This window comes from Virgibacillus sp. MG-45, from assembly GCF_036409425.1.
Classification (GTDB): Bacteria; Bacillota; Bacilli; order Bacillales; family Amphibacillaceae; genus LDC-1.
The window spans coordinates 73868-96699 of record NZ_JAXOFU010000001.1 but is presented as its reverse complement, the minus strand read 5'-3'; the positions used below and the strand labels follow the sequence as shown (position 1 = coordinate 96699).

The window sequence follows — 22832 nt, the reverse complement described above, 5'->3', positions numbered from 1 at the left end:
GTGGATTTCTATTCCAATCGTACAGTAAAGCTAGTTTAGATGCAATTGGGAAAATCAAAACTATTGTTTGCATGATAAAGGAAATTTAGTCAAACATAGCAAGAGCGAATACATGTAACACATGAATTCGCTCTTGCATGAAAAAAGATAGGTTGATTGAGGGGATACGTTAATAGCTGCTAGTAATATCTTGGATAAAAATACGGGTTATTTCCGTAACCACCATATCCGCCATAACCGCCGTAACCACCATAACCGCCAAAGCCTCCGCCATATCCATATGGTGAAGGTGGATAGAAAGGACGACCTGGACGACCATAAGGGAATCCATAGCCACCGCCACCGAATAGGAATGGACTAAAGGCAAGCCCAGTTAGAAAAGGAAGGAACCGTTCATCTTCTTCCCGATTTTCCGATTGGCGGTTATACGGGAAGTATACTGGATGTTGGTAATTCATACGAACACTCCCTTATACAGATTTACAATTTCAGTATATGCATCTGTCCATAAAGTGCGCCTGCCTATATAGAAGTGTATTAAATCTTATATTTAATTAGTTACATTCCATTTAATGTGATAACTTGAATTTCCGGCTTGCAAAGAAAGCGGTATGGCACACGTGTCGTACCAATACCTTTACTTACAAGCAGTGTTAGGTCCTTGCTCAATTCATATCTACCTTGCACATATTCTTCAGCAAATGCTGGGGTGTATACATGCCCGATAAATGGGAGACGAACCTGGCCTCCGTGGCTATGACCTGAGAGTTGTAGGTCAACCGGAAACGCTTTGGTCGTATTTGCATAATCGGGTTCATGGGAAAGGAGAATTGCGAATAGATCAGGGTTACTGTTTTTTAATGCTAAATTTAAATCAGGTTTACCTAGCATCACATCATCGATCCCCGCAACGATAATTCGATCTGTTTGGTTTTCTATAGTGGTGTGACTGTTTTTTAATAGCTTAAAATCAGCCTGCTCCATGACATTTTTTACGATTTCTGTCCCATAACCTCCATGATCATGATTACCGTAAACCCAATACTTTCCCTGAGGAGCTGTTAATGTTGCTAATAGATTAACAAGCTCGTTATTCCATTTGTATTTATTCGGTTCATCTACTAGATCGCCTGTAAAAACGATTAAATCTGGTTTTATTTCATTTATTTTAGCTACTAGTTTTTTAAGTTGATCAAGTGTATATTGAAATCCAATATGTGTGTCTGAAAATTGGACAATGGTAAATCCGTTAAAGCTAGTCGGAACTTTTGGCGATGAAATAGTTTCTCTTTGAATATGGAGTAATGTAGGTTCAATTTCTCTAGCATAATAGTATGAACCACCACCAAGACCGACGAACGTTAAAAAGCTTCCAAGCATTTTTTTGAGAAACGACCGCCTGTTCATTCTGTCAAACCTTTCTCTAATCAGTATATTTATCTATTCGAATTATAGCACGAAAATAGAAACTATAACTGGTAAAAATGTAACAATTTCAGCTGGTATATTTTGACTTCATTAATAAAATAGAATAGTATGAATAATGAGTAAAAAATGAAGGGGGATTCAGTTATGAATGGAAAGACAGTGATTGTTACTGGTGCTTCAAGTGGAATGGGAAAATATATGGCAAAAAAATTTGCTGATGAAGGGGCTAATGTCGTTCTAACAGGGAGAAAAGAAGAAAAACTAGAGGAAGCAAAAAAAGAACTACTTACTACTGCAAAGGGAAATCTTTTAACTGTATCCATGGATGTTCGAAACACAGAAGATATTGCTAGATTAATTAAAGAAACAACCGCTGCCTTTGGATCAATCGATTATTTAGTGAATAATGCAGCTGGGAATTTTATATGTCCTGCAGAAGATCTGTCTAAAAATGGCTGGGATGCGGTTATCGATATTGTTTTGAATGGCACTTTTTATTCTAGTCAAGCTGTTGCAAAGTATTGGATAGATAATAAGATAAAAGGAGCAATCATCAATATGGTTGCAACGTATGCGTGGAATGCAGGAGCGGGTGTTGTGCATTCTTCTGCCGCAAAAGCAGGTGTATTGAATATGACACGGACGTTGGCGGTAGAGTGGGGGTCAAGATATGGTATTCGAGTGAATGCAATTGCACCTGGACCAATTGAACGAACAGGTGGAGCAGATAAATTGTTTCAATCAGAAAAAGCTGCCTTGCGCACCATTCAATCTGTCCCATTAAAACGCCTAGGAAAGCCAGAGGAAATAGCAGAGCTTGCCTTCTTTATGCTGTCGGAAAAGGCTAGTTATATGAATGGAGAAGTAGTTACTTTAGATGGAGGACAATGGCTAAATCAATACCCGTTTTAAGACGAGTTGCGGCTAACCGAAGAATCGTAATTTGGTTAGCTGCAACTAAATGAGCGTTAGGTGTTAGTTACACGAATCACAATTGCCATCTAAAAAGATTTTTTCCCCTTCGAGTTGGATGGTGCAATGTGAAATATTATATTGTTTCGTAATTAAGTTGGTCGCCTTAAGGAGTAACTGATCTCGATTAATTCCTTCATTAACAACAAGGTGACAGCTCATCGCTGGAAATTCATTTGTAATCGACCATACATGTAGATCGTGAATCTTTTTTACACCTTCTAAATCGGATAAGGTTTTCTTCATTTTTTCAACATCGATTCTTTCCGGTTTTCCTTCCATTAACACATGAAGCGAATCCTTTGATATTCTTATTCCGGAGATTAATATTAATGCAGCTACAACTACACTAGCAATTGGATCAGCTAGGTTCCATCCGAACAAATAAATAAGTATCCCTGCTATAATTGCTCCAACAGAACCTAATAAGTCGCCTAAAACGTGAAGTAATGCACTTCGAATATTTAAATTATCGTGTGAATCTCCACGCATTAAAAGCCATGCAACAACAACATTAACGAGTAGTCCAATAAACGCAATGATCATCATACTAGCACTAACTTCAGGAGGCTCCAGAAATCGACCGAAAGCTTCATAAAAAATATAGAGGGAAATAATGATTAATGTAGCTCCATTAAGAAAAGCTGCCACGATTTCAAAGCGTTTATAGCCGAATGTTTTATCTACTGTGGCATTTTTTTCGCCAATTTTAAAAGCAAATAAGCTTAACCCCAGTGCAGCGGCATCACTCAGCATATGCCCAGCATCTGAAAGCAGTGCTAAGCTGTTCGTTAGTAAGCCTCCTATTACTTCAATAATCATAAAGGTTGAAATTGCAATAAAGCTCCAAAATAAAACGCGTTTGTTTGCCGTGTGATGATGTGCATGTCCTGCACCATGGTCATGATGATGGCCCATAATTACCCTCCTAATGTATGTTTTGTATGTTCAATAGTTTGCTCCAGTAAGTTCATAACATGATAATCGTCTGGTGAATAATAGTACATCGTTTTTTCACGTCGTTTTCTCACGAGATGAAGCTGTCGTAAGTATTTTAATTGATGTGAGATCGTCGATTGCTGCATGTTCAATTCGCTTGCAATTTCATTTACGGAACACTCCTTATAAAATAAGAGATGTAATATCTTTATTCTCGTTGGATCAGAAAGTGCTTTAAATATATAGGCTACATCTTCAATTAACTTATCATCTAAAGGTTGATAGGACATAACGTTCACCTCTTTATAATATGATCATATGTTCATATTATAAAATAGTTGCGTGTTAAATTCAAGTCAATACCATTTTTCTTGGAAAGTAACTGTGGTAAACTAGATATGGAAACTCCTTTAGTGGGATAAAGTAACAATAGTTTGAATGAAGGAGCGTATGCAATGAGTTTGATAGAAGATAAAAAGCTTGCTGATGTGTATGTTGCTGATTTAATGATTCCATCAGAAAAGGTGGCTCATGTTCAAGTAAATAATCCATTAGAGCACGCATTATTAGTGCTCGTAAAATCAGGATATTCTGCAGTGCCTGTATTAGATGCTTCCTATAAATTAGCAGGTACGATTGGGAAAACGATCATTTTAAACCAAATACTTGGTCTTGAACGATTTGAATTTGAAACGTTAGCAGACAGACGTGTCGAAGAAATCATGCATACAGATATACCAATTCTGTCTCGAGAGGCTTCGTTCATGGAAGGACTTCATGCAGTGATTGATTATCCTTTTGTATGTGTTGCTGATCAAGAAGGGTACTTTGATGGGATTTTAACACGTAGAGCAATCTTAAAGCAGCTAAGAAGGAATATAAGTATGGAACCAAACGAAGAAAAATAACTATCTTTTTAACGTATTTCCAAAAGTATTATCCTTTCTTAAAAAACGTGAAGCGTGTAAGTTCAGTTTTTAGGTGTAGTTCACTTGATTCGCTCTCTAATGTATACCTTTATTAACTCTGGTGATAATAAGCATGAATATACGGATAATAAAGAGGAGTGAAAGAAGTGGCACGTATTGGAGTAGAACCTACATTGACTCAAGTGAAGGAAGCTTTAATGGAGATGGGACACGAGGTAGTTGATGTGCATACAGAGCAAGATGTCGCACAATGCGATTGTTGTGTTATTTCCGGGCAAGATAAGGATATGATGGGTGTATCAGATACATTTTTAGAAGGACCAGTCATTAATGCACAAGGTCAAAGTGCAGCAGATGTTGCACAAGAAGTAAATGACCGCTTTTCGTAATGGTTGTTTGGAAGGCTCTCAACAATTGTTGGGGGCCTATTGTATGGAAGGATAGCAGTTTAGTATTTGAATGGACAATACTAACATACAAATGTTAGGGTATATAAGGATAAAATGAATATTTAATGACTTTATTACAATAATTATCACTTAAAATTGACTTAAAAAAAGAGGTTTCTTATAATAGTAATCGAAGCCAATAATCAAAACAATTCTGGAGGGATTACATATGGCAGAAAGAATGGTAGGAAAACAAGCACCACGCTTTGAAATGGAGGCAGTACTTCCAAATAAAGAGTTTGGAAAGGTTAGCCTAGAGAATCTTATGAAAGAAGATAAATGGACAGTTCTTTTCTTCTATCCAATGGACTTCACATTTGTATGTCCAACAGAAATCACTGCAATGTCTGATCGCTATGATGAATTCGAAGACTTAGATGCAGAAGTAATTGGTGTATCTACAGATACTATTCATACACATAAAGCATGGATCAATACGTCACGTGATGAAAATGGGTTAGGGGATTTAAAGTATCCACTTGCTGCAGATACGAATCATATTGTTTCCAAGGATTATGGTGTGTTGATTGAAGAAGAAGGAGTTGCATTACGTGGATTGTTCATCATCAATCCGGAAGGCGAATTGCAATATCAAACCGTATTCCACAATAATATTGGTCGTGATGTAGATGAAACATTACGTGTACTTCAAGCGCTACAAACTGGTGGGCTTTGTCCAGCAAACTGGAAGCCTGGTCAAGAAACACTTTAATAAATAAGCAATACGTACAGACGAGATTATAAAATAAGAATAAAATGCAAAGAAAGGGCTGGCCCCATGATTGCTGGAGGTAACTAGCTCCAGGCGGGCCAGTTTCTTTAATTGAATAAAAAAATAATCGACGTAGTATAGAAGGAGGCAACTAGAATGAAATTACGCGATCAAATGCCCGAATTAGAGGGAGCAACAACGTGGTTAAATAGCGATCCAATACAAAAATCGGACCTATTAGGTGAACGACCAACTTTAATTCATTTCTGGTCTGTTAGCTGTGGCTTATGTAAAGAAGCGATGCCTAATGTGAATGAATTTAGAGATGAATATAAAAATGAATTAAATGTGATCGCAGTTCATATGCCACGCTCTGAAAAAGATCTTGATCTTGAACAAGTAGAGGAAGTGGCTAAGGAACATGATATTACACAGCCGATATTTGTGGACAATGCCCATAAATTAACGGATGCTTTTGATAATCAATATGTTCCAGCGTACTATGTTTTCGATAAGGACGGCCAATTACGTCATTTTCAAGCTGGTGGCGGTGGTATGAAAATGCTACGTAAGCGGGTCAACCGGGTATTAGGAAAAACAGATAAATAATAGATACATTTTAAATGATTAGACCGAGAATGGTTATGGTGCAATTGCATGCATAACTGTTTTCGGTTTTTTAATGAAATTTATATTAAATCACACGTGACAACATATGTTCGTATTGTTATAATGGAATAACAATTAATGGAAGGGAGCAAATTAAATATTTTTTGAAATTTCGAAAAAGCTATGGCGTTTTATTTCGGAAACCGTTATATTAGATATTACGAAATAAAATACGCTTGAGGGGGGAACCTTTTGGATACGTTTAGAAAATTAAAACAATACTATTGGCCATACAAACGGTATTTCTTTGTATCGTTGTTCTTTTTATTTTTTGTAACAGGTATTACCGTTGTATATCCAATCATTCTACAGCTAACGATTGATGAAGTTGTATTAAAGGATAAATATGCTTTAATTCCTTATATAGCAGCCGCATTTATTGGACTAATGGTCATAAAAGGGATTGCTACTTTTTTTCATCAATATTTAGGAGATATGTTTGGCATAAAGTCTGTTTATAAGGTAAGGAATGCACTTTATGAAAAACTACAAGTACTTTCTTTTAAATACTATGATAATGCAAAAACTGGCGATATCATGTCAAGATTGACTTCAGATGTCGAAGGATTTCGTTTTTTCCTCTCTTTTGGTTTCTCAGAGCTTATCCGTATCCTGTTATTAATTGGATTAAGTCTTAGCGTTATGTTTTATTATTCTATTCCACTTGCATTGGTAACAATGGCCGCAATGCCATTTCTAGCGGTTGTTGTTTTTAAATTTGATAAACGAGTTCACCCTGCGTTTCGGGGTATTCGAAAGTCATTTGGAAGATTGAATACGAGGGTTCAAGAAAATATTAGTGGAATGAACACAGTAAAGTCTTTATCACGCGAGGATTTTGAGATTGGGAGATTTTCTACGAATAATCATGACTATCGTCAAAACTATATTAAAACTGCAAATATATGGTCTAAATACTTCCCGCTAATGGAGTTTATTGGCAACTTCTGTGCTGTTGCTTTGCTTGCTTTTGGAGGATATTTAGTAATCAATCAAGAGCTGGAGCTTGGCGAATTGGTTGCGTTCTTTAGTCTTGTTTGGTATATCATGGGGCCGTTAATGAACCTTGGTTTTGTCGTTAATATGTTCTCACAAGCAAAAGCATCTGGTGAACGATTAAATGAAATTTTAGATGCAGTCGAGGATATTGTAGAACGAGAGGATGCACTAGATACGCCGATAAAAGGGCATGTAACGTTTAAAGATGTAACATTAACATATGTACAGGATGATGACACAGCATTAACAAATATTAATTTCGATGCGCCGCCAGGAAAAGTAATCGGACTCATTGGAGCAACTGGCTCTGGAAAAACGAGTATCACACAATTACTGACGCGATTTTATGAGCCAGAGTCTGGAGAAGTACTTGTAGATGGGCGTCCTGTTTCCCAATATAAATTAAAGACGTTACGAAAACATATTGGATTCGTGCTTCAGGAATCATTTTTGTTTTCTACCTCTATTCGTGAAAATATAGCTTACGGGAGTCCAGATGTAACAGAGGAAGAAATTATCGATGCTGCCAAGCGAGCGCAAGCACATGATTTTATTATGGAAATGCCAAAAGGCTATGACACGCTTCTTGGAGAAAGAGGGATGGGATTATCAGGAGGTCAAAAGCAACGAATAGCAATTGCGAGAGCTATCTGTATTAATCCAAGTATATTAGTTCTTGATGATGCAACCTCTGCAGTAGATATGGAAACGGAATTTAAAATTCAGCAAGCATTAAAGGAAGTGATGAAAAATCGAACAACATTTATTATTGCGCATCGAATTTCTTCCCTTAAGCATGCAGATGAAATACTAGTGTTGGATGATGGGGAAGTAGTTGAGCGTGGGACGCATGACTTCCTACTACAAAATAACGGACCTTATCAACGCATTTATAATATCCAGTATCAGGATCGAGAAGCTATTATGAATGCAGCACATTTATCATGATGAAGATAAAAATTATAACAAAGATGAAGGTTCACGCGCTGAGTAGGGGTAGAAGCTCTATTCACCCCTACTGTATGCATGTGTACGTTGAAAAGGAGGGTAAATAAATGACTGCAAAAAAGGCAGAGAACGGTGAGAAGCGTCATTTGAAAAGGTTTCATTATACAATTGATCAAGCAATTGAGAAACCGTTTAATTGGAAGCAAATGTGGCGCTTACTGAATTATTTAAAACCATATTCGAAAACATATTTGCCTGGTGCAATTCTTATGATGCTATTATCAACAGCAGTTCGTTTAATTGTTCCGATATTAATTGGAAAAGTAGCTATTGACGTCGCGATTGCAGAGAAGGATCCGACATTACTCACATACCTCGTTCTTGGTATAGGTGTACTATATCTCCTAAACTATGTAGGTAATATATTTCGCATTAAATGGGTTAATATACTTGGGCAAAATGTTATTTATGATTTAAGAAAACATTTATTTACACACGTGCAATCTTTGTCCCATCGATTTTTTGATTCCCGGTCTGCAGGCTCTATTTTAGTGCGAATTATGAATGACACGAATTCATTACAAGAGCTTTTTACGAACGGTATTATTAATCTCCTTATGGACATTGTGACATTAATTGGGATTATTATAATTTTGTTCTCGCTAAGTCCAAAGCTCGCTTTGGCAATTATGGTCGTTTTGCCATTAATGTTTTATATCTCTACGAAGCTGCGAAGAAATATTCGCCGCTCTTGGCAAAATGTTCGTATTCAGCAATCGCGCATGAATTCTCACTTAAACGAAAGCATTCAAGGTATTCGAATTACTCAGTCGTTTTCTCAGGAAAAAGAAAATACGGAATTTTTCCATGGATTGAATAACGATAACTATTTAAGCTGGCAGGAAGCAACAAAGAAAAGTGCGATGTTTCGTCCATTAGTAGAATTAAGTAATGCTATTGGAACCGTGATTTTAATTGCCTATGGTGCATACCTCATTTTACTTGGAGTAGATAATGGAGGAATTGAAATTGGCACATTCGTTTCTTTCGCTTTCTTTCTCGGCATGTTTTGGGATCCAATTTCTAGGTTAGGACAAATGTATAATCAGTTATTAATGGCGATGGCTGCCTCAGAAAGAATTTTTGAGTATTTAGATGAGCAACCGATTGTCGATGAAGTAAAAAATGCACATGAATTTAAAGAGATGAATGGAGAAATTGAATTTGAAAATGTTCAGTTTTCCTATAATGAAGACCGCATTGCTTTAAAAGATATTTCATTACGCATTAAAGCCGGGCAAACGGTCGCATTGGTTGGACACACTGGTAGTGGAAAATCGACGATTGCTAATTTAATTAGTCGCTTTTATGATCCAACATGTGGGTCCGTAAAGGTTGATGGTCATGACTTGTGTAATGTTAGTTTACGAAGTCTTCGAAATCGAATAAGTGTCGTTCTTCAGGATACATTTATTTTCTCTGGAACAATTATGGAAAATATCCGCTTTGGACATCCTGCTGCAACAGATGAAGAAGTAATCGAAGCTGCAAAAGTAGTCGGTGCTGATGAATTTATCCAACGACTTGCAAAAGGATATGAAACAGAAGTAGAAGAACGAGGCAACATTTTATCAGCAGGTGAAAGACAATTGCTATCGTTTGCACGTGCATTACTAGCAGATCCAAGCATTCTAATTTTAGATGAAGCAACAGCTAGTATTGATACGGAAACAGAAGTTAGAATTCAAACAGCGCTTCGACGCTTGTTAAAAGGAAGAACAGCTATCATCATTGCGCATCGATTATCGACTATTCGCGAAGCAGATAATATTTTTGTCTTGGAAAATGGAACGATCTTAGAAAATGGAAACCACGAAGCGTTAATGGAGCAAAAAGGAGAATACTTTGACCTAGTTAAATCTCAATTTCAAATGCTTGATGCGATTTAACTATAGAGCAATCTCTATTACAGATAGAGATTGCTTTCTATTTGCGTTATAATAAGTTTATCCATCAATCTTCCTATTTATGGAGGAAGAAACTAGGCATTTTAGAGCTTGGAGGAAATGATATGAAAAGAGAATTTGCAGTAATTGGACTTGGTCGTTTTGGGGGCAGTATTTGTAGGGAATTGTGTATGGAAGGTATGGAAGTGTTAGCAATTGATAACGATGAGGATAAGGTAAATGAATATAAAAACATCGCTTCCCATGCGGTGATTGCAGATTCGACAGATGAAGCAACGTTAAAGGAAATAGGAATTAAGAATATTGACCATGTTATTGTGGCGATTGGCGATAATATTCAAGCAAGTATTTTAACGACAGTTATTCTAACGGATTTAGGGATTAAGAAAATAACGGTTAAAGCGCAAAATGATTATCATGAGAAGATATTAAACCGAATTGGGGCGAACCATGTTGTTCACCCAGAACGAGACATGGGGAAAAGAATTGCACATAGTATTATTTCAAATAACATACTTGATTACTTAGAATTATCGGAGGATCATAGTATTGTTGAGGTTAAGGTCGGCACAAAAATGCTTGGTAAATCGTTAATAGACCTTGATATTCGTGCAAACTATGGTTGTAACGTAGTGGCGATTAAGCAAGGTAAAGATATTAATGTGTCACCTTTAGCGGAAGAGATTTTAATGGAGAATGATATTCTGATTGTAATTGGGGCAGATAAAGATATTTCTCGCTTTGAAAAGCATTTAGTCATTGATGATGAATAATAAAAGGTTCTCTGATAGACGTGGTGGTGGATTTTTACTCCACCATTTCTTTTTTATTAGATGTAGGTTAAATTTTGCGGTGTCGTCTTCTATTGAAGCCTTAATTGAACAGAGGGCACCACCACATTAGTATAAAGCCTAATAGAAAAATCCACGGAGTTTTATATACTCCGTGGATTTTTTTTATACTTCCATAATGATTGGTAAAATCATAGGGCGTCGTTTAGTTTTTTCATATAGAAACGGTGCAATTGTATCTGTAATTTCATTCTTAATTTGTGACCATTGTGTCGTTTTGCGCTTCATAATCTTACTTAAATGTGCTGCCACAAGCTTTTGCGCTTCGTTGATTAAGTCCTCAGATTCACGCATGTATACAAACCCACGTGAAATAATGTCAGGACCAGCTGAAATTTTGAATTCTTTCATATTAATGCTTACAACGACAATCACAAGTCCTTCTTCAGACAAGATGCGACGGTCTCGTAAGACGATATTTCCGATATCACCGATACCATTACCATCAACGTAAATGGATCCAGAAGGAATCTTCCCAGCTATTTGTGCACTATCTTTTCCGAGTGCTAACACATCTCCATTATCCATTACAAAAGAGTGAGAAGGATCTACATTACAAAGCTCTGCAAGCTTTGTATGTTCTTTTAGCATCCGATATTCTCCATGAATAGGCATGAAGTATTTAGGCTTCATTAATCGGAGCATGAGCTTTTGCTCTTCTTGACTACCATGGCCAGAAGTATGAATGTCACTTACCTTATGATGAATAACATCCGCGCCAGCTCGATAAAGACTGTTAATCGTTCGGCTTACACTAATTGTATTTCCAGGGATTGGTGAGGAAGAAAATACAACGGTGTCACCAGAAATAATTTGAATTTGACGATGCGTTCCGTTGGCAATTCTTGAAAGAGCTGCCATTGGCTCACCTTGGGAACCAGTACAAAGAATCGTTACTTCATGTGCTGGAAGGCGATTAATTTGATTCGCTTCGATAAACGTATCCTTAGGTGCTTGAATATATCCTAACTCTTGTCCAAGTGTAATGGATGACTCCATGCTTCGTCCAAATACTGCAATTTTACGATTGTTTTTAACAGCAGCCTCTACAACTTGCTGTAAACGATAGATGTTAGAAGCAAATGTCGCAAAAATAATTCTTCCATCTACACGTGCGAATATATCATTAATATTTGCACCAACTACTTTTTCTGATAGAGTGAAGCCGGGAACTTCACTATTTGTACTATCGGAAAGTAGGCATAGAACGCCTTCTTTTCCAATCTCCGCCATCCTAGTTAGGTTGGCTGGCTCTCCAACTGGTGTAAAATCAAATTTAAAATCTCCAGTATGAACGATATTTCCTGGAGGAGTTTTAACTACAATTCCATAAGAATCAGGGATACTATGTGTCGTACGGAAAAAACTAACGGATGTTTTACGGAACTTGATAACATCATCTTCTTGAATCGTATTTAACTTTGTTGATCTTAATAGACCATGCTCCTCTAATTTATTGCGAATTAAACCAATTGCAAGCTTTCCTGCATAAATAGGAATCTTTAACTCGCGTAATAAATAAGGAATACCTCCGATATGATCTTCATGACCATGCGTAATAATGAGACCTTTAATTTTTTCTTTGTTTTGAATTAAATAGGAATAATCTGGAATTACATAATCGATTCCAAGTAGTTCATCCTCTGGAAATTTTATTCCAGCATCGATCAGGATGATTTCATCTTGGAATTGCACACCATACGTATTTTTTCCGATTTCACCTAATCCACCTAATGCAAAAACAGCGGTTTGATCATTTTTAACAAATTTCATCGGTTATACTTTCTCCACAGAAAAATGTTCTGATTTTTTCTCATAATCCAGGTGTGCGCCCTCAAGTGGCTGGATAAATTCAATATTGTAATTGCGATCGATTATTTTTTTTCTTGCTTCTCGGTTTGATTCGGCCTCAATATATAAGCTTTTTGTATGTTCTCGAACAGGAACTTGATGCATGGATTCCTGGTATAATACTTTAAAAATCATTTCATCTCTCCTAACATGTATTGTTTTTATTGAATTAAAAAGGTTCTCCAAATGACATGGAGAAAAAAGGTCATACTATGAATTTTGCAATTATAAATAGCACTACTACCTAGAGCGGTAGTACCCCTCTTGTTTGCAGTTGGTAATATTAACCGATCCATAATACGAATCCCCTCATGCTTCCGTAAAACATTCAGGTATTGTAGTTGTGATTGGGTTTTTGTGGTAGTCCCTGTTTCCACTATCAGATTTATTTTAAGCTCTAATATCAGCTCATATCGTAACAACAAAGGTTCATACTCATCCGTACCGAACACGGTTCAAATTAATTTTCCTTATAAGTAGTTGGTACACGACCTCGGCCTAAAAAATCCTTCCAGCGTTTTTTAAGCTTTTCTTTTAAACGCTTTAGCATGAATGATGCATCTCCTTTCGAATATTTAAGAAAAGCATAAAAACGTTCTACCGATCCAATCCCTCTTAATATATAGTATAGTATGATTTACTGGTTTTTTAAATAAAAATACTTTATTTATCCAAAAAATTATTTATATAACAATTTTATTGATACAATAAAGCTAAATAATTTTACTATAAAATCATAAAAAATACTCTGTTAAGAAGGTCAGATTAATTAGCTATTTGTATTTTTCGCAGGGTATAGATTCTTATGCATCGAATCTAAAAAGGAGTATGAACATGACAAAGAACATCGTATTTTTTGATATCGACGGCACCTTACTAAATGACGCAAAACAAATTCCATCATCTGCAAAAAAGGCGATTCAAGCATTGCAAAAAACGGGTGTGATGGTTGCAATTGCTACAGGAAGAGCTCCTTTTATGTTTAAAGAGCTTCGGGAGGAATTAGGAATAGACTCTTTTGTAAGCTTTAATGGTCAATATGTTGTGCTAGAAGGGAAAACAATATATGAAAATCCTCTTGAAAAAGAAGAACTTATTCATTTGTATGAAGCGGCTTCTAGAGAAGAATTTCCGATGATTTTTATGCATAGTGACGAAATGCGGGCGTCTGTTGAGAATCATCCGTATATAGAAAAGAGTATGGTTTCTACTTTGAAATTTGATTATCCACCGATTGATACGACGTACTATGATAAACAAAAGATCTATCAAGCGCTCTTGTTTTGCAAGGATCAGGAAGAAAGGAAGTTTCGTGAGCTGCATCATGCGTTTGATTTTATTCGGTGGCATGATGTTTCCTGCGATGTTTTGCCCGGAGGAGCATCAAAAGCAATCGGAATCAAAAAATTAATTGAAGCGTATGGAGTAGATATCGCACATACTTATGCGTTTGGCGATGGGTTGAATGATATTGAAATGATAAGAGAAGTAGGAACAGGTGTTGCAATGGGGAATGCGGTAGCGGAGCTCAAAGAAATTGCTGATTATGTCACTGATCCTGTTAATCAAGGTGGCATTGCAAATGGATTAAAGCATCTTCAGCTAATCTAAAATAAAAGGCTGTTCCACGAATACGTGTGGAGCAGCCTTTGAATTACAACTTATTATTCGATTACTTTTGCGTTTTCTGGAATTGCAAATGGATTTTTTTCATTAATATGATCATAAAACATAATCCCATTTAGATGGTCGATTTCATGTTGGAAAACAATGGCAGCATAATCCTTTAAGCGAAGTTTGATCGGGTTTCCTTCTAAATCAATTGCTTTTATAGTAATACGCGCATATCTCGGAACATACCCTTCTACACTTCGGTCAACGGATAAACAGCCTTCACCAGCAGCTAAATAAGCTTTCTCTACTGAATGGCTAATAATTTTGGGATTAAATAAACCATAGCTATAAAATTTCCCATTAAAATCTTCAAAATGTACAGCAATCATTCGTTTAGAGATACCTAGCTGTGGTGCTGCTAGTCCAACTCCAGGTCGAAGGTTATGTGCTTCACAAACCTTCTCGTCTTGACTGTTTTTTAAAAATTGTAGCATATCCGCTAAAAGTTGCTTTTCTTCGTTTGTAGCAGGTAAAGATACTTCGTTTGCTATTTCTCTTAAAGCGGGATGACCTTCCCGCACAATATCCTTCATCGTTATCATCCTGTGTCACTCCAAACATTATTTCAGCTTTCTAAATTCTAATTAAATAGTTTAACATAATTTATGCAAGAAAAGCATAATTTGTCTATAGGACAAGTATAACTTATTTTTATTCAAAAATTAACATACTTCTATGGTATACTGATTTACATGGAAATTTGATAAAATCATCATGAACGGACGATGAATAAAGGGGAGTGCTTTCATGCCTGCTAAGAAGAAAATAGGAGCAATTATTATGCTTGGGCTTGCTGTCTTACTATCTGCCTGTGGCGAATCTACACAAGAGAAAATATATACTCATTTGGAAGAAGCGGTGGCATTAGAAGCGGATTTTGAAGCGCAGCAGGATGAAATAACTGCATTAGAAACACAGGAAAAGGAAATATATGATAAAGTAATTGCACTTGGTACGGATGAATTTGATCAAATTAAAAAGCTTTCCAAGGAAGCGACGGAGATTATTGAAGCGCGTCATGAAAAGATACAGCTAGAAAAGAAAAGCATCGATGCATCTAAAAAAGAGTTTCAGGAAATAAAAGATTTATTGGATGATTTAAAGGAAAAGACAATTAAGCAGAAGGCTCGCAATATGTACGAAACGATGATGGAACGATATCAAGCATATGAACAGCTTCATGATGCATATGTTGATTCCATTAAATTGGAAAAAGAGTTGTATGCACTTTTTCAAGATGAAGATTTAGAACAAGCAACCTTAACAAAGCACATCGATAAATTAAATGCCAGTTATGAAACGGTAATCAAAGCTAATGAACAATTTAACAAATCTACAGCAAATTATAATGCACAAAAAAAAGAATTCTATGAAGCATCAGATTTAGATGTAACCTATGAATAAGTGTGAAACTTATTAAAGGGCATCCTTCAAAAAAGAAGGGTGTCCTTTTGATTTTTTCGTTTATTCTTATGGATAAATCAGTAATTTTCAAATAATGTCTTAAAATAATACAGATTACATTATGAATGTAACAGTTTGTATCTGATTTATAATATTGGAGTAACATTTTGAAAGCGTTTCACGATTAAATAATAGTATGAAACAAAGTAGTTGACCTATGATGGGGTATTAGGCTAAACTTTAAATGTATTCAAAGTTGTATCAATTTTTTTTGTGGTATTTATGTAACAGAATTGAGCGCATCTAGATTAACAGGAAAAGAAAGTGGGTACATAAATAAGACAAAATGGTACACAATTTTTCTTTGTTTGGGAACGCTAGAAATAGATTATTAAATTGGAGATAAGAAAGGAAGAGGTGAACGATTTGAAACACGTATTAGAAAGTGTTGAAAGTAAGTTCGAGATGTTTCAGATTCTTAATGAAGATGGAAAGGTAGTCAATAAGGATGCAATGCCGGAGTTGTCTGATGATGAATTAAAAGAGCTTATGCGCAGAATGGTTTATACGCGTATTCTTGATCAACGCTCTATCGCATTAAATCGTCAAGGACGTCTTGGGTTTTATGCACCGACGGCCGGACAGGAAGCATCGCAATTAGGGAGCCATTTCGCGTTAGAAAAGGAAGATTTTATTTTACCTGGGTATCGTGATGTACCTCAATTGATTTGGCATGGCCTTCCACTTTATCAAGCTTTCCTCTTTTCAAGAGGTCATTATCATGGAAATCAAATGCCTGAGGGTGTTCATGCGTTAAGTCCACAAATTATTATCGGGGCACAATATATTCAGGCTGCTGGTGTTGGACTTGGCATGAAGATGCGAGGTAAAAAAGCTGTAGCGATCACATATACAGGGGATGGTGGTACATCCCAAGGAGATTTCTACGAAGGAATTAACTTCGCAGGAGCATATGATGCGAATTGTATCTTTATGGTTCAGAACAATGGATTTGCTATTTCGGTACCGCGAGAAAAGCAAACAAAAGCGAAAACATTAGCGCAAAAAGCAGTTGCAGCTGGAATAGAAGGAATCCAGGTGGATGGTATGGATGTGCTTGCTGTATATGCTGCTACAAAGCATGCACGTGAGCGCGCAATTGAAGGAAAGGGACCTATGCTCATTGAAACAATGACTTATCGTTATGGACCACATACAATGGCTGGAGACGATCCGACGCGTTACCGTACTTCTGATTTAGATTCTGAATGGGAAAAGAAAGATCCGCTCGTTCGTTTCCGTAAGTTTCTAGAAGATAAGAAGCTCTGGTCTGAGGAAGATGAGAACAAAGTTATTGAAGAAGCAAAAGATGATATTAAAAAAGCGATTAAAGAAGCAGATAAATATCCGAAGCAAAAAGTAACTGATTTAATCGGACACATGTTCGAAGAGCTCCCAACGAATTTAAAAGAGCAAATGGAAGAATATAAAGAAAAGGAGTCGAAATAAATTATGGCACAGATGACAATGATTCAAGCCATCACTGATGCATTACGTACAGAACTTAAAAATGATGAAAATGTATTAGTGTTTGGGGAAGATGTCGGTAAAAATGGTGGTGTATTTCGTGCTACAGAGGGATTACAAGCTGAATTTGGTGAAGAGCGTGTATTTGATACACCGCTAGCTGAATCTGCGATTGGTGGTCTCGCGATTGGACTAGGGCTTGAAGGATATCGTCCAGTGCCGGAAATTCAATTCTTCGGCTTCGTTTATGAAACAATGGATTCCATTAATGGACAAATGGCTCGTATGCGCTATCGCTCAGGAGGAAAACACCATTCTCCGATAACGATTCGTTCTCCTTTCGGTGGTGGGGTGCATACACCAGAGTTACATGCGGATTCGCTTGAAGGACTCATTGCTCAGCAGCCAGGAGTGAAAGTAGTAATCCCTTCCACGCCTTATGATGCGAAGGGGCTATTAATCGCTTCTATCCGAGATAATGATCCGGTTGTTTACCTTGAGCATATGAAGTTATATCGTTCATTCCGTGGAGAAGTTCCTGAGGAAGAATATACGATAGAATTAGGAAAAGCGGATGTAAAGCGAGAAGGAAAGGATGTTACGATAGTAACGTACGGAGCAATGGTTCATGCTTCACTGAAAGCCGCCGAGGAGTTAGAAAAACAAAATATTGATGTTGAAGTAATTGACTTACGAACTGTTTCTCCAATTGATATTGATACGATTTTAGCTTCTGTAAAGAAAACTAATCGTGTTGTTATCGTTCAAGAAGCTCAGCGCCAAGCTGGGATTGCGGCTCATGTTGCAACAGAAATTCAAGAAAGAGCAATTCTTCATTTAGAAGCCCCAATATTACGAGTTGCGGCTCCTGATACTGTATATGCGTTTTCCGAAGCGGAAGAAGTATGGCTACCAAATCATCAAGATATTATTGAAAAGGTTCAAGCAGTCATAAACTTTTAACATTAACGGATAGGAGGTAAGGATATTATGGCATATGAATTTAAACTCCCTGACATTGGTGAAGGTATTCATGAAGGTGAAATAGTAAAATGGTTCGTCAAAGAAGGCGATGAGATCAAAGAAGACGATGTGTTATGTGAAGTGCAGAATGATAAAGCTGTCGTTGAAATTCCATCCCCGGTTGACGGTACAGTAAAAAATATCCATGTAGATGAAGGAACAGTAGCGGTAGTTGGTGATACGTTAATCACTTTTGACGCGGAAGGGTATGAATCAGAGGATAATGATTCTGACCAAGCTAAACAGGAAGAGCCACAGCAAGAGGCGTCTGTAAAAGAAGAGAAAAAAGAGGAAGATACAAAAAGCGAACCAGCATCAGAGTCATCAGAAGAGCTAGAAAACACACGGGTAATTGCAATGCCATCCATTCGAAAATACGCACGTGAGCAAAGTGTGGATATTCGAAAAGTAGCTGGAACTGGTAAAAATGGTCGTGTATTGAAAGAAGACATCGATCGTTACTTAAATGGTGATCAGAAGGTAGCTTCAGGTGAAGAAAAAGAAGTAGAAAAGTCGACTCAAACTGAAGAAAGCAAATCTACTACAGCCGCACCAATTGTTCAAGGAGAATATCCAGAAACAAGAGAAAAAATGAGTGGAATTCGGAAAGCAATTGCTAAAGCAATGGTTAATTCAAAAACGAAGGCACCTCATGTTACATTAATGGACGAAGTTGATGTAACTGAATTGGTTAATCACCGTAAGAAATTTAAGGAAATAGCAGCAGAGCAGGATATAAAGCTTACTTACTTGCCTTATGTTGTGAAGGCGCTAGTATCTGCTCTGAAAAATTATCCGATTTTAAATGCTTCTATTGACGATGATACAGATGAGATCATTCAAAAACATTATTACAATGTTGGTATTGCTGCTGACACAGATAAAGGGTTACTCGTACCAGTTGTAAAAGATGCAGATCGTAAATCTATATTTGCTGTTTCTAAAGAAATTAATGAATTGGCAGAAAAGGCACGTAGTGGTAAACTAGCACCTGAGGAGATGAAGGGAGCTTCTAGTACAATTACAAATATCGGTTCTGCTGGGGGACAATGGTTTACACCGGTTATTAATTATCCGGAAGCAGCTATCCTCGGTATCGGAAGAATTGCAGAAAAGCCGATTGTTCGTAATGGTGAAATTGTAGCAGCACCAGTACTTGCGTTATCACTAAGCTTTGATCATCGCATTGTAGATGGAGCTACTGCTCAATTAGCCCTAAATCAAATCAAGCGTTTATTGAACGATCCACAACTAATCATGATGGAGGCGTAAGTATATGGTAGTAGGAGATTTTCCAATTGAAGTCGACACATTAGTCGTTGGAGCTGGTCCTGGGGGATATGTAGCTGCTATTCGAGCAGCACAGCTTGGACAGAAAGTAACCATTGTTGAAAAAAACGCTTTAGGTGGTGTGTGCTTAAATGTAGGTTGTATTCCTTCCAAAGCTTTGATACAAGCAGGACACTTAGCTGAGCATGCACATGGATCTGAAGAATTGGGAATTAAAACGGAAAATGTTTCTGTTGACTTTTCTAAGGTGCAGGAATGGAAAGGCAAAGTAGTTAATAAGCTTACTTCTGGAGTAGAATCTTTATTGAAAGGAAATAAAGTGGATATTGTTGCGGGAGAAGTATACTTTGTTAATGACCATACAGTAAAAGTAATGGATGATAAGAGCTCGCAAACATATACATTCAATAACTGTATTATTGCTACTGGTTCTAGTCCAATTGAAATCCCAGGCTTCCCATTTTCGGATCGAGTTCTTGACTCCACTGGAGCATTGAATTTAAATGAAATTCCGAAGAAGATGGTTGTCATTGGTGGCGGTTATGTTGGAACAGAGCTTGGCTCTGCCTATGCTAACTTTGGTACTGAAATTACGATATTAGAAGGAACAAAAGATATATTAAGTGGTTTTGAAAAACAAATGAGTCAGCTTGTTAAAAAACGCTTAAAGAAAAAAGGAACGACAATTATTACAGAAGCAATGGCAAAAGGTGTCGAGGAAACAAAGAATGGTGTTAAAGTCACCTATGAAGCTAAAGGAAAAGAAGAAATAATTGAAGCTGATTATGTTCTCGTAACTGTTGGTCGTCGTCCAAATACAGAAGAAATTGGACTAGAGCAAGCTGGCGTGGAAGTAACAGATCGAGGATTGGTGAAGATTGATAAGCAATGTCGCACAAGTGTGAAAAACATATACGCGATTGGCGATATTGTTGAAGGACCACCATTAGCTCATAAGGCTTCTTATGAAGCTAAAATTGCTGCTGAAGCGATTAGTGGTGAAAAATCAGAGATTGATTATTTAGGTATACCAGCTGTTGTGTTTGCTGATCCTGAGCTTGCATCAGTTGGATATACAGAAAAACAAGCGAAAGAGGCTGGAATTGAAGCAAAAGCTTCGAAGTTTCCATTCGCGGCAAATGGTCGTGCATTATCATTAAATAATAGTGATGGGTTCTTAAAGCTGGTTACTCGTAAAGAAGATGGTCTTGTAATTGGTGGGCAAATTGCTGGTCCGAATGCTAGTGATATGATTGCAGAAGTTGGCTTAGCAATTGAAGCAGGTATGACTGCAGAAGATATAGCACTCACGATTCATGCGCACCCATCATTAGGTGAAATTACAATGGAAGCTGCTGAGGTTGCAATTGGTAAACCTGTTCATATGATGAAATAATAAAACAAACTGTTCTTCTCATCTAGAGAAGAACAGTTTTTTATCTTTGTAATAGGTAATTTTAATTGTTCGCAAGGTTACGATCTTGCTTGAGACAACTTTAGGTTTTAGTCCTATAAACTAAAATTTTGTTGGTTGTTTTTTTCGATTCCTTTCTGCTTCCTTTACTTCAAGTCGAAATGATTTAATTAATGAGAAGACGACTAAAATCATAATAAATGCAAATGGAAATGCCGCGATAATAGAAGCCGTTTGTAATGCACCTAACCCACCTTGCCATAAGAGGATGGCCGCTGCACTTGATTGAATAATTCCCCAAATAAATTTAACACGATTAGGAGGATATAGACTTCCACCAGTCGTTTGCATTCCTAAAACGAATGTCGCAGAGTCGGCGGAGGTGATAAAAAAGGTACTAATGAGTAAAATCGCTATCATGGACATAACCGTTCCAAATGGAAAATTCTCAAGGACAGCAAATAGCGCTGTTTCTGTTCCTAACTCATGTACATCTTTGATGATGTTGGCATCCTGAAAGAATTCTAAGCTAATAGCGGAGCCACCAAAAATCGAAAACCATAATGCCCCAAAAATCGTTGGAACAAGTAATACGCCTAAAATAAATTCACGAACAGTTCTACCTCGTGACACGCGTGCAATAAATGTGCCGACAAATGGCGCCCAAGCAATCCACCATGCCCAATAGAAAATAGTCCAGTCTTTAATCCAAGTTGCATTTTCTTCATTGAATGGTGTCATACGCAAGCTCATACTAGGTAGATTTTGCAGGTAACTACCGAATGTCGTTGTAAATAAGTTCATGATAAAATTAGTAGGACCTAGAAAAAGTAGGAAAAGCATTAAGACCAGTGCTAATACAATATTTGCATTACTTAAATATTTGATCCCTTTATTTAGGCCAGTCATAGCAGAGGCCATATAAAGTACAGTGACAATTAAAATGATAATTAATTGGATTAAAAAGGACTGATCTATTCCAAATACATAAGATAACCCACCACTTATTTGAATGGCACCAAATCCAAGTGATGTGGCTACCCCAAAGATTGTTGCAAATACAACAATAAAATCGACAAGCGTTCCCCATGCTCCTTTTATTCGATCCCCGAATAATGGCTCTAGTACAGCACTAACTACCCCAGCAGATTGCTTGCGGAATTTAAAGTATGCTAATGCAAGGGCAATAGTTGCATAGGTAGCCCAAGGATGTAATCCCCAGTGAAAAAAGCTATACCTTAAAGCCGTTTTTGCTGCATCGTTGGTTTCTGATTCTCCGAATGGAGGTGTATGGAAATGGGATAGGGGTTCTGCAGCTCCCCAAAAAACTAATCCAATTCCCATTCCTGCACTAAACAGCATTGCAAACCAAGTAATATAAGAATACTCAGGTTCATCCTGTGGCTTTCCTAGCTTGATGTTCCCGTACTTGGAAAAAATCAAAAAAATCGCAAATAACAAGAACCCAGTTGTGCAAAATAAGTAGAACCAACCAAATTTATCAACTAAAAAATTTTGAATAATTCCTGTAATATGATCTAAATTGCCAACAGGTAATACTTCTTTTGGAATGACGCCCCATAAAATAAATAATGCCGCAACAATAGTCGATATGTAAAACACACGTGTTACCTTTTTCATATTCATTTCCTTTCTTTTCTTTTTTCGATAATTATGAAGTTTACATTTTCACAAAGCTATGCTTTCGTTATTATTTCCTGTCTTCATCATTTACATTCGATATATTCCCTATACCTTTCATTTGATTACTTGAAACATAAAAATA

Annotated in this window: 22 protein-coding genes; 14 read left to right on the top strand and 8 right to left on the bottom strand. The window is 36.9% G+C overall.

Annotated features, from left to right (window positions below; translation table 11 throughout):
- Positions 1–179: 179 nt before the first annotated feature.
- Complete coding sequence (locus SPK86_RS00505; protein ID WP_330948448.1) at positions 180–458, bottom strand: hypothetical protein; 279 nt, start codon at positions 456–458, stop codon at positions 180–182.
- 100 nt (positions 459–558) lie between these two features.
- Positions 559–1407: a metallophosphoesterase gene (locus SPK86_RS00500; RefSeq protein WP_284140970.1), complete on the bottom strand. Its 849-nt coding sequence runs from the start codon at positions 1405–1407 to the stop codon at positions 559–561.
- Positions 1408–1572: 165 nt separating this feature from the next.
- On the opposite strand from SPK86_RS00500, the gene fadH reads away from it, so the two are divergent.
- Positions 1573–2340, top strand: a complete 768-nt coding sequence (gene fadH, locus SPK86_RS00495) for a 2,4-dienoyl-CoA reductase (RefSeq protein ID WP_284140969.1) — start codon at positions 1573–1575, stop codon at positions 2338–2340.
- A gap of 63 nt (positions 2341–2403) precedes the next feature.
- Here the strand turns inward: fadH and SPK86_RS00490 are convergent, their stop codons facing one another.
- On the bottom strand, positions 2404–3318 hold the full coding sequence (locus tag SPK86_RS00490; protein ID WP_330948447.1) for a cation diffusion facilitator family transporter: 915 nt from the start codon (positions 3316–3318) through the stop codon (positions 2404–2406).
- A gap of 2 nt (positions 3319–3320) precedes the next feature.
- Positions 3321–3629: an ArsR/SmtB family transcription factor gene (locus SPK86_RS00485; RefSeq protein ID WP_330948446.1), complete on the bottom strand. Its 309-nt coding sequence runs from the start codon at positions 3627–3629 to the stop codon at positions 3321–3323.
- Positions 3630–3794: 165 nt separating this feature from the next.
- Here SPK86_RS00485 and cbpB point away from each other — a divergent pair, with 165 nt between their 5' ends.
- The 7 genes from cbpB (at position 3795) to SPK86_RS00450 (ending at position 10785) form a co-directional block, all read left to right on the top strand.
- A complete protein-coding gene (gene cbpB / locus SPK86_RS00480) occupies positions 3795–4247 on the top strand; it encodes a cyclic-di-AMP-binding protein CbpB (protein ID WP_284140966.1) in 453 nt (150 codons plus the stop codon).
- 167 nt (positions 4248–4414) lie between these two features.
- The gene (locus tag SPK86_RS00475; RefSeq protein WP_284140965.1) at positions 4415–4657 is read left to right on the top strand and encodes a YkuS family protein; all 243 of its coding nucleotides are present in this window, start codon (positions 4415–4417) and stop codon (positions 4655–4657) included.
- Between the two features lie 229 nt (positions 4658–4886).
- Positions 4887–5429, top strand: a complete 543-nt coding sequence (locus SPK86_RS00470; RefSeq protein WP_284140964.1) for a peroxiredoxin — start codon at positions 4887–4889, stop codon at positions 5427–5429.
- A gap of 156 nt (positions 5430–5585) precedes the next feature.
- Positions 5586–6038, top strand: coding sequence for a TlpA family protein disulfide reductase (locus SPK86_RS00465; protein WP_284140963.1), 453 nt, complete (start codon positions 5586–5588; stop codon positions 6036–6038).
- 252 nt (positions 6039–6290) lie between these two features.
- Positions 6291–8045 carry an ABC transporter ATP-binding protein gene (locus SPK86_RS00460; protein WP_330948445.1) on the top strand — a complete coding sequence of 585 codons (1755 nt, stop codon included), beginning with the start codon at positions 6291–6293 and terminating at the stop codon, positions 8043–8045.
- Positions 8046–8152: 107 nt separating this feature from the next.
- Positions 8153–9994 (top strand): ABC transporter ATP-binding protein, encoded by a 1842-nt coding sequence (locus tag SPK86_RS00455; protein ID WP_284140961.1) that lies wholly within the window; start codon positions 8153–8155, stop codon positions 9992–9994.
- Between the two features lie 122 nt (positions 9995–10116).
- Complete coding sequence (locus SPK86_RS00450; RefSeq protein ID WP_284140960.1) at positions 10117–10785, top strand: potassium channel family protein; 669 nt, start codon at positions 10117–10119, stop codon at positions 10783–10785.
- Positions 10786–10968: 183 nt separating this feature from the next.
- On the opposite strand, the gene rnjA is transcribed toward SPK86_RS00450, so the two are convergent.
- On the bottom strand, positions 10969–12636 hold the full coding sequence (gene rnjA, locus SPK86_RS00445; RefSeq protein ID WP_330948444.1) for a ribonuclease J1: 1668 nt from the start codon (positions 12634–12636) through the stop codon (positions 10969–10971).
- 3 nt (positions 12637–12639) lie between these two features.
- On the bottom strand, positions 12640–12849 hold the full coding sequence (locus SPK86_RS00440; RefSeq protein ID WP_284140958.1) for a DNA-dependent RNA polymerase subunit epsilon: 210 nt from the start codon (positions 12847–12849) through the stop codon (positions 12640–12642).
- 699 nt (positions 12850–13548) lie between these two features.
- On the opposite strand from SPK86_RS00440, the gene SPK86_RS00435 reads away from it, so the two are divergent.
- Positions 13549–14325 carry a Cof-type HAD-IIB family hydrolase gene (locus tag SPK86_RS00435; RefSeq protein ID WP_284140957.1) on the top strand — a complete coding sequence of 259 codons (777 nt, stop codon included), beginning with the start codon at positions 13549–13551 and terminating at the stop codon, positions 14323–14325.
- Between the two features lie 53 nt (positions 14326–14378).
- On the opposite strand, the gene def is transcribed toward SPK86_RS00435, so the two are convergent.
- A complete protein-coding gene (gene def / locus SPK86_RS00430) occupies positions 14379–14930 on the bottom strand; it encodes a peptide deformylase (protein ID WP_284140956.1) in 552 nt (183 codons plus the stop codon).
- 205 nt (positions 14931–15135) lie between these two features.
- Here def and SPK86_RS00425 point away from each other — a divergent pair, with 205 nt between their 5' ends.
- From SPK86_RS00425 to lpdA, 5 genes are all read left to right on the top strand, one after another.
- Positions 15136–15792 carry a YkyA family protein gene (locus tag SPK86_RS00425; RefSeq protein WP_284140955.1) on the top strand — a complete coding sequence of 219 codons (657 nt, stop codon included), beginning with the start codon at positions 15136–15138 and terminating at the stop codon, positions 15790–15792.
- A 465-nt stretch (positions 15793–16257) separates the two neighbouring features.
- Complete coding sequence (gene pdhA, locus SPK86_RS00420) at positions 16258–17301, top strand: pyruvate dehydrogenase (acetyl-transferring) E1 component subunit alpha (RefSeq protein WP_284140982.1); 1044 nt, start codon at positions 16258–16260, stop codon at positions 17299–17301.
- Between the two features lie 3 nt (positions 17302–17304).
- Positions 17305–18282: an alpha-ketoacid dehydrogenase subunit beta gene (locus tag SPK86_RS00415; RefSeq protein ID WP_284140954.1), complete on the top strand. Its 978-nt coding sequence runs from the start codon at positions 17305–17307 to the stop codon at positions 18280–18282.
- A 27-nt stretch (positions 18283–18309) separates the two neighbouring features.
- Entirely contained in the window at positions 18310–19614 is a 1305-nt protein-coding gene (locus SPK86_RS00410; protein ID WP_330948443.1) for a dihydrolipoamide acetyltransferase family protein, read from the top strand.
- A gap of 4 nt (positions 19615–19618) precedes the next feature.
- The gene (gene lpdA, locus SPK86_RS00405) at positions 19619–21028 is read left to right on the top strand and encodes a dihydrolipoyl dehydrogenase (protein ID WP_284140952.1); all 1410 of its coding nucleotides are present in this window, start codon (positions 19619–19621) and stop codon (positions 21026–21028) included.
- Between the two features lie 120 nt (positions 21029–21148).
- Here the strand turns inward: lpdA and SPK86_RS00400 are convergent, their stop codons facing one another.
- Positions 21149–22687: a glycine betaine uptake BCCT transporter gene (locus SPK86_RS00400; protein ID WP_284140951.1), complete on the bottom strand. Its 1539-nt coding sequence runs from the start codon at positions 22685–22687 to the stop codon at positions 21149–21151.
- Positions 22688–22832: the final 145 nt, after the last annotated feature.